Origin of the sequence: Brevibacillus fluminis, assembly GCF_003710825.1 — a bacterium.
Classification (GTDB): domain Bacteria; phylum Bacillota; class Bacilli; order Brevibacillales; family Brevibacillaceae; genus Brevibacillus_D; species Brevibacillus_D fluminis.
In genome coordinates this window covers 570,869-584,925 of record NZ_RHHQ01000012.1, presented here as the reverse complement: position 1 = coordinate 584,925, position 14,057 = coordinate 570,869, and the positions used below count along the sequence as shown (strand labels likewise).

Below are 14,057 nucleotides of genomic sequence, written 5' to 3'. Positions count from 1 at the left end.
TGCCTACTCCTTGGCCAGTTCGTAAATCGCCTGCGCATACAGGGCTGTCGCCTTGAGCAAATCTTCCACCATGATATGCTCATCCTTCTGATGCGCGGAATCAGGACGGCCTGGGAATAGCGGTCCGAATGCGACGCCAACCTTCAACGCGCGGCCATAGGTCGCTCCGCCAATCGAAAGCAATTCGGCTTCTTTTCCCGTCTGCTCCGTCCAAACGCGTGAAAGTGTCGTGATCAGCGGATGCTCCTTATCCACGAACAGTGGCCCGCGATGCTCATTGATACGCAATGCATAGCCTGCTGGTTTCAGTTTTTCCAAAAAGCGAGGCTCCCACGCTTCGTAAGGCGCGGAATGCGGATAACGAATGTTGACCAGCATATTCGCGTCGCCCTCTGCTTCATAGTGGAACACGCCCGTATTGACTGTCAGCGGACCGATTTCCTCGTCATTTGCGGCAATGCCGAGGTTTTCGCCGTAATGCTGGCCATAAAAATACTGGTCTACGAAACGAGCGAACGCCGCTCCCCGCGCGTCCAGCTTGACTGAGGCGAGGAAATGAGCGAGCATGGTTCCAGCGTTGACCCCGAGCTCCGGCGTGCTACCGTGAGCGGAGTGCCCTTCCAGCTTCAACATCACCTCGCCTTGCCCTACTGTCGACTCACCCGTAAGCTTCGCTTGTGCGAGATAGTCGTTGTAGCGCGCCACCAGTTTCTCTGCAGACAGCTTCGCACAGCGCAGAACCGCTTTGGCATGATCCGGCACCATGTTGACACGCAAGCCCGAATCGAATGTGCGCAAGCCCGCTTCCGGCTCATTCTCTTCCGCCACGCCGAGCTGCTGCCAGTCCGCCAGCGTCTGGCTTACACCGAGATCGGTCATGCCTTTTTCCGCATAGATGATCGGAAAGTCCGCATCAGGAGTAAATGCCACCGTCGGCATTTCCTCCGTTTGGAAATAGCGATCTACACAGCGCCATGACGTCTCTTCATCGGTGCCGAAAATCAGCCGAACGCGCTTGCCGAGCGGAAGCCCCAGCTCCTTAACGATTTTGGCGGCATAAATTGCGGCCATTGTCGGTCCCTTGTCATCGATGGCACCGCGCGCAATGAGCTTGCCATCCACAATCCGGCCTTCATACGGCGGTACGCTCCATCCGTCTCCCTCTGGAACTACATCCACATGGCTCAAAATCCCGACCAGTTCGTCGCCCGCGCCGAATTCGGCATGGCCAGCGTATCCCTCGACATCTTTGATTTCCATGCCCGCTTCCTTACAAACATCGAGCACGTAATCCAATGCTTTGCGGATTTCGCTTCCGAACGGCGCTCCAGCTGAAGCTGTCGAAAAATCGAGCACGCTTTTGATTTGCAAAAATTTCTGCGTCGCCAGTAGCAGCTCATCCTGCCGCTTGCTTACCTCTTCTTGCCAGTTAATCACCGGTTGGCTCATCCTATCAATCCTTCCCCTCGATTGGCTTAGGTTCAACATTCAATGGCTCCGCATCCTCATCGTCGTCTGCATCCAGATCAAGCTCGACCAAGCCGATTAAGGAATCGACCTCCAGCTCTTCCTTGCGGGTAAACGCCACTTGCGCTTCCTTGATCTCTTCTCGGATATTGTTCATTTCGTTATCCAGCTTGTAGGATGCCTTGGCCGCTTCGATCAACCGCTGGCGAATGTCGCTCGGTATGACGCCTTCGTATTTGTAGTTCAGCGAATGCTCAATGGTCGCCCAAAAGTTCATCCCAAGCGTCCTAATCTGGATTTCCACTGGGATGGTCAGTTGACCGCGCGCCGTCATCAGCGGATATTCTACGGACAGATGGTAGCCTCGGTAGCCGCTTTCCTTCGGCTTGCTGACGTAGTCTTTCTCCAAAAAGACAGTCATGTCTTTGCGTTGGCGAATCATTTCCGTAACGACAGCAATATCATCGATGAACTGACACATCACACGAATGCCCGCGATGTCTCGCAGTTCCCAAGCGATCTGCTCGTTGATTGGCACTTGTAAACGCTTCGCTTTATTGTAAATGCTGGCGAGCGATTTGACCCTTCCGGTGACGAATTCAATGGGTGTATGTTCATCGCGCTTTTTCAGCTCATTGCGCAAATTTTTGAATTTTACCTTTAACTCTTCCACAGCCTGCTCAAATGGCAGCAAATAGTTGTCCCAGTCGATTTTTTGCACGTTGCGTACCCTCCGCAGCTAGGTTCCTTCCCTTATGATTCAACATTCTCGCAAGAATATCCTGCAACAAGCGTGTGGATGTCATGTCAAAAGAGAAAAAGAAGAACCCTAGCCTCAAGACTGACTAGGGTTTTTTGTGGACAATTTTTGATAGAGTGCCAGTAGTTGTGCAATTTCTTCCGTACTGAGCGGCTCAAACGAATTCCGCATATGTACATCTTTCACACTGTCCAGTTCGGTAATTAACCGTTTTCCCTCTTCTGTGATCGTCAATTCCACCACACGCCGATCCTGCTCGGAACGTACTCTGTTTACATAGCCCTCGCTCACCAGTGTGTTCATCACAGCCGTAATATGGCTTACGGATACGCTAAACTCTTCGGACAGAGCAGAAACCATCTGCGAGCCCTTCTGATCCAAGAATTTCAAATAAAGAAATTCCGAATAGGACAGTCGGTCGCCAAAAATTTGATTCATTTCCCGCAGAAACCTGCGGTTGAAAACTCGAAAAATGCTTTCAAACTCTTTAATATACTGCTCACGACGACTATCCATAGAGGGCGGGCCATACCTTTCAGTCAGAAAATAGTTCCTTTTCTAGCAATGCTTCTTATTGTATGTGCCATCAAACCGCTTGTCAATGCATGCAGGCTGATCGAAAAAGAAAAACCGGCAACAATTTTTTTGTCGCCGGCTTTGCTATTGTTGCTATTGGATATTTCCCCCCGCAATACGTTCGCCGGAATTGCCGGCAGGGTCGGTTTTGTAATCATCTGGCTGGGCGTGGATAATGATCGACCGTCCGAGCAGTGATTGCGGACTGTTTTTCGCCAAATTCGCCCCTTCGATCAGGAAGCTATTTTCGCCAGTGCCGTCTTCCTTGACTTCCAGATTGGTCATGTCGCCCATATGGAACCCTTTCGGATTATCAAAGCCATGCTGGCGATGTCCCGGATTCAAATGCTCGCCAGACGTTTTGAAATCGAAGTCGGTGAAAGCTTTTTCATGAATATGAAAACCATGCTGACCAGGAGTAAGCCCGCTGACTTTTACTTCGACACGCACGCCGTTTCCTTCTTGAAACACGACCGCTTTGCCGATTTCCTTGCCGCTGCCATCATAGATTGAGACCATCCGTTTCCCTTGCGTCTCACTCTCGATTTTGCCTTGCGTTTGCCCTGCCGATTTGTCCGGGTGTTCATGTTCGGGCGTGGCATACACCATTCCGTTCCCTGTAATCGCCCACAGCAGGACGGCACTCGCAATCCACTTTTTCACAGCTGTTCCTCCTTTAGAAGTTGTCTGGTTGTCAAAGCTCAAATTCTCTTTCAGTGTTCCCTTTTTTTGAGAAACTATTAGAGAAAAATACGACTGCCTTGAAAAAATAAAAAACCGGCGCTAGGCCGGTTTTATGTACAAGCATATTAAAAGTTGAAGTTATCCGGATCGGGGCCGAATCGTTTGTTTTGATTGAGGCCATCGATCTTCTCCATATCCTCCGCGGAAAGCGCGAAATCAAAAATATCGGCATTTTCGGCAATACGAGCAGGCGTGATGGATTTTGGAATCGTCACCACTTCATGCTGAATATCCCAGCGCAGGACGATCTGTGCAGCCGTTTTCCCGTATTTGCTAGAGAGCTCTGTCAGCAGTGGCAAATCGAGGTTTCCTTGCATAAGCGGGCTCCATGCCTCAAGCTGGATGTTGTGCTGCTTGGCAAACGTGCGCAGCTCAACCTGGCTCAGCAGCGGATGGAATTCAACCTGATCCACCATCGGCGCCACCTCTGCGCCATCAAGCAAGTCTTCCAGATGATGGACGTGGAAGTTGCTCACGCCAATCGCACGAACGCGGCCTTCTTTATACAACGTTTCCAGCGCACGCCATGTTTCTTTGTATTTGCCTTTTACCGGCCAATGGATGAGATAGAGATCAAGCACATCTAGGCCAAGCTTGCTCATGCTCGCATCAAACGCTTGAAGGGTAGAGTCGTAGCCTTGGTCGGCATTCCACACTTTGCTGGTGATGAACAGCTCATCGCGGGCGACTCCGGATTCTGCAATTCCTTTGCCAACGCCGTCCTCATTGCCGTAAACCGCAGCGGTGTCAATGCTCCGGTAGCCGGTTGCGATCGCCGCTTTCACAGCATCAACCACTTCTGAACCTTCTTTTACTTTCCAGACGCCCAAACCGAGCCATGGCATTTTGATGCCGTTTTGCAATACAGTGCTTTCATTGCGTACTGCCATCCTTATCCCTCCATTCATCTCTACAATCATACCATATGGATGGGTAAAAATGGATGGATCGATGTGCTCGCAACAGTTAGAACGCCTCGCGGATCATTGCGATCTCGTCGCAAACCGGCAGCTTGGAGCAGTTGATGCAATCCTTCCAAACTTTTTGCGGCAAACCTTCTTTTGCTACAACAGTAAAACCGCATTTTTCAAAAAACTCTTTCTGATACGTAAGCGACAGGACACGTCTGATCCCTAATCGTTTGCTATGCTCAACAAGCGCCTCGACCAGCTGCTTGCCGATGCCCAAGCCTTTCGTATTTTCCGCAATGGCAAGCGAGCGGATTTCCGAGAGATCCTCCCACAAAATATGCAAGCCAGCGACACCTACGACCGATTCGCCGTCGTGGGCGACCAGGAAGCATTGCAAATTTTCACAGACCGACAGCTTCGTGCGCGGCAGCATCAACCCTTGTTGGGCATACTTATTAATGATTTCCAGCATTTGATCCAAATCTTCAATCAGCGCGTGACGCACTGTAATGGTTTTTGTCATTGCCATGGCACAGTCCCCCTTGATTAAATCCCGTTCCCATTCTGGGCAGTGAATCATTCTATTTCGAATATTTATTCACCGTTTTATATAAATATACATTCTAATGCATTTTTCGTCTACAGTTTTTCTGCGGATATTTTCAAATGTGCTATAATACAAAAAATGGAGGTGCGCGAAATGACCACACGACGGGAACGGAAAAAGCGGGAAACCCGCCAAAAGATATTCAATGCAGCGATCAAGCTGTTTAAAGAACACGGCTTCGAATCTACGACCATCGACATGATTTCGGAGGAAGCCGACGTAGCAAGAGGGACGATTTTTTTGCATTTCGCCTCCAAGGAAGCGATCCTCGCCCACTGGGGCTATGACCGGCTGCAGGAAATCGAGGAGCGCCGCGATGAGTGGGATTATGGCGATAGCTGCAAGCAGCGCGTGCTACGCATTTATAAAATTTTAAACGAGGTTAATATCCAGAATTACGACTTCATGAAGGTGCTGCTGGAATCATCGATGAAGCACCGGCAAATTTTCGATTCGGAAAAGAATGCCAATGTTGAGCTGCGCCAGCTTTTTGCTGATCTCATCGAAGAAGCTCAGGATAAAGGGCGGCTCAAGACGAAATTCAACCCGCTCGTCGTTGCCAACATGCTTGAAAACATTTACTACAATGCTTTGTACGACTGGGTTCGCAGCGAAGGTGCCTGGCCGCTTGAAGAAATTATGGATGAGAAAGTATCCATCGTGTTTGAGGGGATGGACAATGAAGGAGTGCTGACAACAAAGGGATTGACGTGAGGGAGCCACACCACTCTCCCCCCGCCTTTCTCTTCACCGTGGTTACGGTTTGTTGTCAGCACTCCATTGATTTTTACGGCTTATTTTTTGGCCAAATACTTGCGAATATCGAACGATACTGCAGCGATGATGATCAGCCCTTTGATGATAAGCTGCCAGTATGGGTTTACACCGATGAACGTCAGCCCGTAGTTAATGACCCCGAAAATCAGCACGCCGGTCAAAATACCGGATACTTTGCCGATCCCCCCCGATGTGGAAACGCCCCCGACGACGCACGCCGCAATAGCATCGAGCTCGTACATATTACCGTAGTTATTGGTGGCACCACCCGTGCGGCCTGCTTCCAGCACTCCTGCAAGGCCATACAACGCGCCTGCGATCGCATAGATGATCATCAGGTTCCACCCTACATTGATTCCCGATACGGTCGCGGCTTGTATATTGCCGCCGATTGCATACATGTTTTTGCCCAGCCTTGTCTTATTGAAAATGACCCAGACGAAAAACGCGACAACCACCGCGATGATGACGATATACGGGATCGAGTAGGGGCCATTGGGTCCGATGAACCCTGTGCCTAAATGGCTGAACTCCTTGGAGAGCCCGCCGATTGGCTGCGATTCGTTCGGCTTCATATCGAAATAGATTGAGTTGACCCCATAGACGATGACCATAGTGCCCAGCGTGGCGATGAACGGTGGAACGCTGAACTTGGCGACGATCAGCCCGTTGATCAGGCCGACGATCAAGCCAGCCAAGATGGCCAGCACGATTGGCACCAAAAGTGGCAAGTCAGGCAGATCGGGAAAGAAGCGGCGCGGGTAGTCCTGCATCTGCAGCATCGACGCCGACAAGACTGCCGTAAGCCCTACCACCCGTCCAGCAGACAAATCGACACCGCCCGTGATCAGCACGAATGCTGCCCCCAGCGCAATAATCGCTCTCGTCGACGATTGCAGCAAAATATCGCGCAAGGTCGTAACCGATAAAAAGCGCGGATCATAGACGGCGATGCCCAAAATGAGCACGATCAGCACGATATAGATCGCATTCTGAAACAAAAATTCTTTGGCTTGCTTTGCGCTTACACTGCTCATCCGTTTCTTCTCCCCTCCTACGCCAAATGCCTAGTGGCAAGCCGCATGATGTCTTCCTCCGTCGCGCTTTTACCATCCACGGTGCCCGTCAGCCTTCCTTCGCACATCACCATGATTCGGTCTGACATGCCAAGCAGCTCTGGCATTTCCGACGAAATCATAATGATGCTTTTCCCTTGTTTGGCCAGATCTGCAATGATCGAATAAATCTCATACTTCGCGCCAACATCGATGCCCCGTGTCGGTTCATCGAGCAAAAGAATATCCGGCTCCGTCAATAGCCATCGCGCAAGCAACACCTTTTGCTGGTTTCCGCCTGACAAGTTTTTGATGAGCGTTTTCATCGACGGCGTCTTGACGCGCAAGAGATCGATGCTTTTGGCTACCTGCTGCTTTTGCATCCGCTCATCGAGCAGTAAATAAGGGCGCTGGTAGCGTGCGAGATTGGCCATAACCGTGTTCTCCCATACCGGCAAAACGGGAAAAATACCGGTGGCGCGACGTTCCTCGGTCAAAAGCGCGATTTTTTGCTTTTTTGCATCGATGGGAGTCTTGATTTTCACCCGTTTCCCGCGAATCCAAATCTCACCCGACACAACTGAACGCAAGCCGAACAGCGCCTCGATCAGCTCGGTCCGCTGTGCGCCGACCAGCCCGCCTACCCCCAAAATTTCTCCCTCGCGCAGCTCGAATGAGACGTTTTTGAACGATTGGGGAAATGGCGACGTGAGTCCTTCCACCTTCAGCAGCACATCGCCCGGCTGATTGCTCCGTTCGGGAAAGCGCTGCGACAAATCGCGCCCGACCATCCGTGCAATGATGATATCCGTCGTCAGCTCCGCTGCGTTCCAGGTACCGATTTTTTTACCATCGCGCATGATCGTCACATCGTCGGATATCCGCAAGATCTCCTCCATCTTGTGGGAGATGTAAATAATCGAAACACCGGTGCTTTTTAATTTTTCAATGATGGCAAACAGCTGCTCCACTTCTGCGCCAGTCAAGGAGGAGGTCGGTTCGTCCATCACGATTACTTTCGCATGGTAGGAGACCGCCTTGGCGATCTCGATCGACTGGATTTTGGACACGGATAGGCTGCCAACCCGATCCGTCGGCTTCACATCCAGATTCAGCTCTTTTAAGAGTGCATTCGTGTCGTGCTGCATTTTCTTTTCATCGACGAACGGAAACGGTCCGATTTGTTTGATCGGAAAACGGCCCAGCCAGATGTTTTCCATCACATTGCGGAACGGCACGGGATGAAGCTCCTGATGGATCATCGAGATGCCGCTGTCAAGCGCCGCTTTGGAGCTCGTGATTTGCACTTTCTGCCCGTGCAGGATGATTTCACCCGCATCGGGTTTGTACATGCCGAACAGGCATTTCATCAAGGTCGATTTCCCTGCTCCATTTTCCCCCATCAGCGCATGTACGGTTCCTTTGCGGACTTGCAGCGTGACATCATCGAGCGCTTTTACACCGGGGAACTCTTTGCATATTCCTTTCATTTCAAGCACGTATTCGGTCATGGCTATCGATTGCCTCCCACCCTCGCATCAGGGTCGTCAATTCGCTTGCGCATACTGGAGAAAAACCCACCCGGCGACACGTTCACGCTGCACCGAGTGGGTTTTCGCGAGGCTTACTGGGCGTCGCTCATGTTTTCCTTGGTGATTTTTTTGTACGGAACCCAGACGTATTTGCCGTCGGTGATGTCATAGCCCGTGTTATCCTTGCCTGGCGTCTGCCCTTTAGCGAGCGCGTCGGCGATGTTAAGCGTCGCTTTGCCCTGGTTTTTTGCGTCGTTGAGCACGGTACCGAGCAATGTGCCGGCTTCCAGCTCTTTGAGTGCCGGTGCCGTTGCGTCCACGCCTACCACTGGCATGTATTTGTTATCTTTGAAATAGCCTGCCGCCTTCAACGCTTCGATCGCGCCGAGCGCCATGTCGTCGTTGTTCGCAAGCACCGCTTCGATCTTGTCTCCATTGGCCGCAAGGAATGCTGCCATTTTCTCCTGCCCTTTCACGCGATCCCACATCGCGGTATCTTCGGCGACCTTCTCCACCTTGATACCCGCGTCTTCAATCGCCTTGATCGAGAATTTTGTCCGCAGCTCCGCATCCTGGTGGCCTGGCTCGCCTTTCAGCATGACATATTGCAGCACACCGTCCTTGTTCTTGTCGGCCTCGGGATGCGCCTTCCAGTAATCGACCAGCAGTTGACCGGAAATCGTTCCGGATTCCTCCGCTTTCGCTCCAACGTAATACACCTTATCCCACTTCTGCATATCCTCGGGCATCGGCTCGCGGTTGAAGAAGACGACCGGAATGTTCGCCTGCTTCGCTTTATCGATAATGACGCCCGCTGCCGTACGGTCAACCGGGTTAATGGCGAGCGAGCTGACTTTCTTGGTGATGAACAAGTCGACCTTGTCATTTTGCGTCGGCTGTGAATTTTGGCTGTCAACGATGTCCACCTCGTCTTTGCCTTCCGCCGCTTGCGAGATGGCGTTGCGCACGCCCGTCATGAACGTATCGTCGAACTTGTAGATGGCGACCCCGATTTTGGGCTTACCGCCGTCTCCGCTTCCTGACGTCGGTTGGGAGCCGCTTTGGCTAGAGCATCCCGCGATGGATAACGTAACGACAGCAGCAAGCGATGAGAGAACCAGTTTTTTCACTACAACATCCCCCTTACAGATCGATATCGTATTTACTCTCAAGTGATAAAATCTGGGTGCATTTCAATATTTTCCTATCTGTATCAAAATGTAAGCGATTCCACCGGAAAAGATAATAGAAAATTCTCATCATTCCTAGCAAAATCCTCATCACTTGCTGGTTACTTCACAAACGGGAACAGCAGCTTCTGATTCTCCGACCAAAACATGTTTTCCAGATCGATCACCTTTGTGCCGGTATCGACCCGCCCCGGGACAGGGATACCATCGATCGCTTCCACGGCATGCTTGATGCTCAAATACCCAATGCTGAACGGCTTTTGGATGATCGTTGCTTGGATCACGCCGTCCTGCAAAAAATCCAGCACTTCTGGCGGGCTATCGATGGTCACGAGCTTGATTTTGCCTGTGAGCCCCAGCTTGTTGATTTCCTCGGCGATCGCGATGGCCACGGTGGCGTTTAAGGCGAGGATGCCGTCGATCTTCTCATTTCCTGTGAGCAGCTTGCGCACGAGCTCGGCCGCAAGCTTGGGATCGGCTCTGCTGTACGCCTCTGCGACCAGCTGCACCTGCGGGTAATGGGAGAGCACCTGCCGCAGCCCGAGCTCCCGCTGCTCCGTATTGTCGGCGCCTGTGATCGAGCCCATCATCGCGATTTTTCCATGGTTGCCCACAAGCTGCATCAGTTTGTCAGCCGCTTTTTTGCCCGCATCGAGATTGTCGGTGCCGATGAAGCTTTTCACCTGGTCGGTGGAAAACTCGGAATCGATCGAGATGAGTGGAATGCGAGTTCGATTTGCCCCTTTGACGACCTCAGTAAGCGAGGTTGCGTCATTGGCGGCGATCACCACCGCGTCCGCCCCATCGAGGAACGCTTGGTTAATCAGCCTGATCTGCCCCTCAACATCCTCTTCATAGTCCGGTGCGTAAAAATTCAGGTTCACATCCAGCTCTTTCGCGGCTGATTCCGCGCCCATCTTGACGGTACGCCAAAAATCGCCGTGCTTCATCTTGACGATCAACGCGATCGTCTCGATCCGGTCGTGACGGTTTTCCTCGTCCGTCGCCGTGCAGGCGGACAACTGAGCTATCAACACGAGGAGCACCCCGAAAACGCTTATGCTGATTCTTCTTCGCCTTTTGGTTCGATGAATGGTATCCATATGCTCACAACCGTTCCCATCTCTTCTTCGCTTTCAATCGAAACGCCATATGCCTCCCCGTAGTAAAGGCGGATACGCTCATGAATGTTCTTGACGCCAACCCCTGATCCCCCTTTGCTCTGATGCTCCCCCTGCAAAATTTGCGCGCAAACGTCAGGGCGCATGCCCAAGCCGTTGTCGCTCACCTGGAACAAAATGCGCTCCCCTATTATTGCTGCGCGAATGTGGATGAAGCCCGGATCTGCCATCTGCTCGATCCCGTGGTAGATCGAATTTTCCACAATTGGCTGCAGTAAGAGCTTGAGCGTGAGGCAGCCAAGCGCCGCTTCTTCGGCTTCGATCTCATACTCGAATTTTTGCTTGTACCTCATCTTCTGTATGATCAGGTAATGCCGGATATGCTCAAGTTCTTCCGCGACGGTGATGATCGGCTTGCCTCTGCCGAGCGACAAGCGGAACAATTTGGACAGCGAAGTGATCGTCGTGATCACTTCCTCCTTTTTGCCGACGCCTGCCATCCGTACGGCCGAGTTGAGCGTGTTGTATAGAAAATGCGGATTGATCTGGGCTTGCAGAACTTCAAGCTCACTCTTTCGCTTGGCCTCCTGCTCCTCGATGATCTGATCCATCAGCTGGCGGATGCGCGCGACCATCAGGTTAAAACGATGGGATAGCTGCTCCACCTCATGGCTTCCTTTCACGCTCGCCGCAACGGTCAAATCGCCGGATTCGACCTGCTTCATCGATCGCTCGAGCATTTTGATCGGCCTTGAAATGCGCGCCGACAAATAGCTGAGCAAGAACAATACGATGATGACGACCACAATCAACAGCCAAAAAATGAAACCGCTGATCTCTTTCTTGGTCGTGACAATCTCGTCCATATAGGAGACGCCGATAATTTTCCAGCCGATGTTGTCAATTGTTTTGATCGTGATCAATCGTTTGTCTTCTGCGGAATCGTCGGGATAGCTGCCGTAAGAGTAACGTAAGGGGAGCAGTCGGTTTTCGTTTTTCAAGCCGACATAGATGAGCTGCTGCTGCGGATGATAGACGATATTGCCGACCAGATCGATGATGTAAACGTAGCCTTTCTTGCCGAGGCTGACCTTCCGGCTCAGATCGTCGATCGTTTTGAAGTTCACGTCCATCAGGAGTACGCCCGGAATTTGCTGGTTGTCTTTGTGGATCGTCACGCTTTTGCTAATCGAAACGACCCAGGGGTACTGCCCTTTGAACAGATTTTGGACGTGCGGGAGTGAGAATGAGAGATTTTTCGGATTTTCCTGTGCAAGTGCGAACCAGCTCTGCTCGACAAGCTTGGTGTTTTTGCGCATCGCTTGCGACGGAACACCGCTGATCAGCTCGCCTTGCTGGGTGAATACGGCCAGCGAGACGATGTCATCCCGCGTCTCCACGATCGTTTCCAGCTGCTCGGTCAGCTTGTTGTCCGGTATATTTTGGCTGCGGACCACCTTTTCCTCGACCAGATTGAAAATGCCAGTCATGTCGTTCAAATAGCGGTCGAGATTGTAGCTGACCTGCTCGATCGTCTGCTGGGTGTACAAGTACGCATTCTGCTCTGCCGTCTGGGAAAACTTGCTGTACAGCATCACCCCGACAAACAGCATGACCAGAACCGTGACGAACGTGAACGAGGCCGTGATGATGAACTGGATGCTTCGCATCCGCAAGAGGTCAAGCGCGCGGTCCCACCCCTTACTCATGGCTGCACGCCTCTAGCGCCGTTGCGGTAGTCTTTCGGCGTCATCCCGACATGTTTGCGAAAGCAAAAGCTGAAGTAGTTGGAATCGGGATACCCGACTTTTTCGGCGATCTCAAACGTTTTCCAATCGGTCGTGCGCAAATATTCCTGGGCCATTTCCATTCGCAGCTGCAGCAGATAACCGCCGTACGTCTGCTTGGTCTCTCTTTTAAAAATGCTGCTGAAATACCCGGTGCTAATGTGCAGCTCCTGGCAAACTTTCTGGATCGACAGCTCCGGATCGTGAAAATGCGCCCGCGTGTACAGTCGCGCCTGCTCCACCAGCTGTTTGTAGCCGGTTTGCCGGCCAGCCGCAATCGCGCCCATGATATGGGTGCAGATGCCGATGATCCAGTCTTTTGCTTCCTGCAGCTGGCGAAATTGCTGGATCGGGGCGAATAACGGAGTTTTCTCTTCCCATACCAAATCCGCTTCCACCCCCGCGCTTCGCGCTGCCTTCACGATCGTGGTCATGCATTCCAGCAAAAACAGCTGAAAATCACGGATCGATGCTTGCTGATCCGCAATATCGGCAAACATTCGCTCTACGCATGTGTGCATCTCGTCGATCGTCCCCAGCTTGATGCAGCGTACAATCTCGACTTCCATCCGCTCATCAAAGTGAAGTCGATCAAGCGCGCGGCGTTCGAGATCATCGATGCAGATCACACGATTCATGCCGAGCAGCGTGCGGTAATCGAGCGCATACCGAGCGCCTTCGTAAGAATCACTGATTGCAGCCAGGTCGTGTGCGAGCGAACCGACCCCAACCGAAACGGAATACCCTGTATATTTCGAAATATTCTGACGTATTTGTTCAAGAAACGACACGATTCGCTGCATCCCGCTGTTTTCACCATTGCTTTGCTGCGCAAAGGAAAATAGGAGAACCACCGCGTCATCATGCAAAAAGACGATTCCCGCTGCTTTCTCGTTCATTTCTTCTTCCGCGATGTTTTTCACCGCAAACAACGGCATCTCGTCGTCCCGCTTTTCGCTGTGATCAAGCGAGATGACGGCCGCGGTATAAGGGCCCGTATGCAGCTGGATATCGTAGCGCGCTGCCTTTTCGTACACTTCGTCCCACATCAGCTTGCGCGTGACCAAGGATGACAGAAACGCCTCACGCAAAATCGGCAAGCTGCGGCGGTAATTTTCCAAAAGCAGCTCGACGTTTTTCTTTTGGTTCGCTTCCGCGTCCATCTGCTCCTTTACCTTTTCCAGCACGTCGATCAGCTCACTCGTGGAAAAGGGCTTGAGCACATATTCATCGATCTGCAGCTTGATCGCTTTTTGCGCATACTCGAATTCGTCGAATCCGGTTAATATGATGACTCTGGTGGTCGGATCGTGCGCTTTAACCCATTCGGCCAGCTGAAGCCCGTCCATGAAAGGCATCTTGATGTCGGTGACCACCAAATCCGGAAGCAGCCGTTCGATCAATTCCGTCGCCTCTTTGCCGTTCTCCGCCGTGCCGACGATCTGAAATCCGCAGGCCTCCCAATCGATTTCTGCGCAGACGCCTTGACGGACGTCTTCTTCATCGTCCACGAGTATGAGTCTGTACATG

At 51.8% G+C, this 14,057-nt stretch carries 13 protein-coding genes; 1 reads left to right on the top strand and 12 read right to left on the bottom strand.

From position 1 onward, the window contains the following. Nucleotides 1–3: 3 nt before the first annotated feature. The 6 genes from pepV to EDM56_RS16835 form a co-directional block, all read right to left on the bottom strand. Nucleotides 4–1,449, bottom strand: coding sequence for a dipeptidase PepV (gene pepV / locus EDM56_RS16860; protein ID WP_122919032.1), 1,446 nt, complete (start codon nt 1,447–1,449; stop codon nt 4–6). Nucleotides 1,450–1,453: 4 nt separating this feature from the next. Continuing rightward, nucleotides 1,454–2,188 (bottom strand): GTP pyrophosphokinase, encoded by a 735-nt coding sequence (locus EDM56_RS16855; protein WP_122919031.1) that lies wholly within the window; start codon nt 2,186–2,188, stop codon nt 1,454–1,456. Nucleotides 2,189–2,302: 114 nt separating this feature from the next. Beyond that, nucleotides 2,303–2,665, bottom strand: a complete 363-nt coding sequence (locus EDM56_RS16850) for a MarR family winged helix-turn-helix transcriptional regulator (protein ID WP_183192476.1) — start codon at nt 2,663–2,665, stop codon at nt 2,303–2,305. Between the two features lie 231 nt (nt 2,666–2,896). Beyond that, nucleotides 2,897–3,466: a superoxide dismutase family protein gene (locus EDM56_RS16845; protein WP_122919029.1), complete on the bottom strand. Its 570-nt coding sequence runs from the start codon at nt 3,464–3,466 to the stop codon at nt 2,897–2,899. Between the two features lie 146 nt (nt 3,467–3,612). After that, nucleotides 3,613–4,437 carry an aldo/keto reductase gene (locus EDM56_RS16840; RefSeq protein WP_122919028.1) on the bottom strand — a complete coding sequence of 275 codons (825 nt, stop codon included), beginning with the start codon at nt 4,435–4,437 and terminating at the stop codon, nt 3,613–3,615. 76 nt (nt 4,438–4,513) lie between these two features. Beyond that, nucleotides 4,514–4,987: an N-acetyltransferase gene (locus tag EDM56_RS16835; RefSeq protein WP_122919027.1), complete on the bottom strand. Its 474-nt coding sequence runs from the start codon at nt 4,985–4,987 to the stop codon at nt 4,514–4,516. 171 nt (nt 4,988–5,158) lie between these two features. Here EDM56_RS16835 and EDM56_RS16830 point away from each other — a divergent pair, with 171 nt between their 5' ends. Beyond that, nucleotides 5,159–5,779, top strand: a complete 621-nt coding sequence (locus EDM56_RS16830) for a TetR/AcrR family transcriptional regulator (RefSeq protein WP_122919026.1) — start codon at nt 5,159–5,161, stop codon at nt 5,777–5,779. 80 nt (nt 5,780–5,859) lie between these two features. On the opposite strand, the gene mglC is transcribed toward EDM56_RS16830, so the two are convergent. The 6 genes from mglC to EDM56_RS16800 all read right to left on the bottom strand — a co-directional run bounded on the left by mglC (nt 5,860) and on the right by EDM56_RS16800 (nt 14,056). After that, a complete protein-coding gene (gene mglC / locus EDM56_RS16825) occupies nt 5,860–6,879 on the bottom strand; it encodes a galactose/methyl galactoside ABC transporter permease MglC (RefSeq protein WP_122919025.1) in 1,020 nt (339 codons plus the stop codon). Nucleotides 6,880–6,896: 17 nt separating this feature from the next. Further along, nucleotides 6,897–8,408: a sugar ABC transporter ATP-binding protein gene (locus EDM56_RS16820; RefSeq protein WP_221175985.1), complete on the bottom strand. Its 1,512-nt coding sequence runs from the start codon at nt 8,406–8,408 to the stop codon at nt 6,897–6,899. Nucleotides 8,409–8,521: 113 nt separating this feature from the next. Next, nucleotides 8,522–9,559 (bottom strand): galactose ABC transporter substrate-binding protein, encoded by a 1,038-nt coding sequence (locus EDM56_RS16815; protein WP_122919023.1) that lies wholly within the window; start codon nt 9,557–9,559, stop codon nt 8,522–8,524. A 161-nt stretch (nt 9,560–9,720) separates the two neighbouring features. Beyond that, the gene (locus EDM56_RS16810; protein WP_246009417.1) at nt 9,721–10,656 is read right to left on the bottom strand and encodes a substrate-binding domain-containing protein; all 936 of its coding nucleotides are present in this window, start codon (nt 10,654–10,656) and stop codon (nt 9,721–9,723) included. Between the two features lie 20 nt (nt 10,657–10,676). Then, nucleotides 10,677–12,449, bottom strand: coding sequence for a cache domain-containing sensor histidine kinase (locus EDM56_RS16805; RefSeq protein WP_122919021.1), 1,773 nt, complete (start codon nt 12,447–12,449; stop codon nt 10,677–10,679). Then, entirely contained in the window at nt 12,446–14,056 is a 1,611-nt protein-coding gene (locus EDM56_RS16800; RefSeq protein ID WP_122919020.1) for a response regulator transcription factor, read from the bottom strand. Before EDM56_RS16800 ends, EDM56_RS16805 begins: the two co-directional genes overlap by 4 nt. Between the last annotated feature and the right edge of the window lies 1 nt (nt 14,057).

Excerpts from the sequence above, each read along its gene's own strand:
- EDM56_RS16835 (WP_122919027.1), bottom strand. The coding sequence starts at position 4,987 with ATGGCAATGACAAAAACCATTACAGTGCGTCACGCGCTGATTGAAGAT.
- mglC (WP_122919025.1), bottom strand. The coding sequence starts at position 6,879 with ATGAGCAGTGTAAGCGCAAAGCAAGCCAAAGAATTTTTGTTTCAGAAT.
- EDM56_RS16830 (WP_122919026.1), top strand. The coding sequence starts at position 5,159 with ATGACCACACGACGGGAACGGAAAAAGCGGGAAACCCGCCAAAAGATA.
- EDM56_RS16850 (WP_183192476.1), bottom strand. The coding sequence starts at position 2,665 with ATGAATCAAATTTTTGGCGACCGACTGTCCTATTCGGAATTTCTTTAT.
- EDM56_RS16840 (WP_122919028.1), bottom strand. The coding sequence starts at position 4,437 with ATGGCAGTACGCAATGAAAGCACTGTATTGCAAAACGGCATCAAAATG.
- pepV (WP_122919032.1), bottom strand. The coding sequence starts at position 1,449 with ATGAGCCAACCGGTGATTAACTGGCAAGAAGAGGTAAGCAAGCGGCAG.
- EDM56_RS16800 (WP_122919020.1), bottom strand. The coding sequence starts at position 14,056 with ATGTACAGACTCATACTCGTGGACGATGAAGAAGACGTCCGTCAAGGC.
- EDM56_RS16805 (WP_122919021.1), bottom strand. The coding sequence starts at position 12,449 with ATGAGTAAGGGGTGGGACCGCGCGCTTGACCTCTTGCGGATGCGAAGC.
- EDM56_RS16820 (WP_221175985.1), bottom strand. The coding sequence starts at position 8,408 with ATGACCGAATACGTGCTTGAAATGAAAGGAATATGCAAAGAGTTCCCC.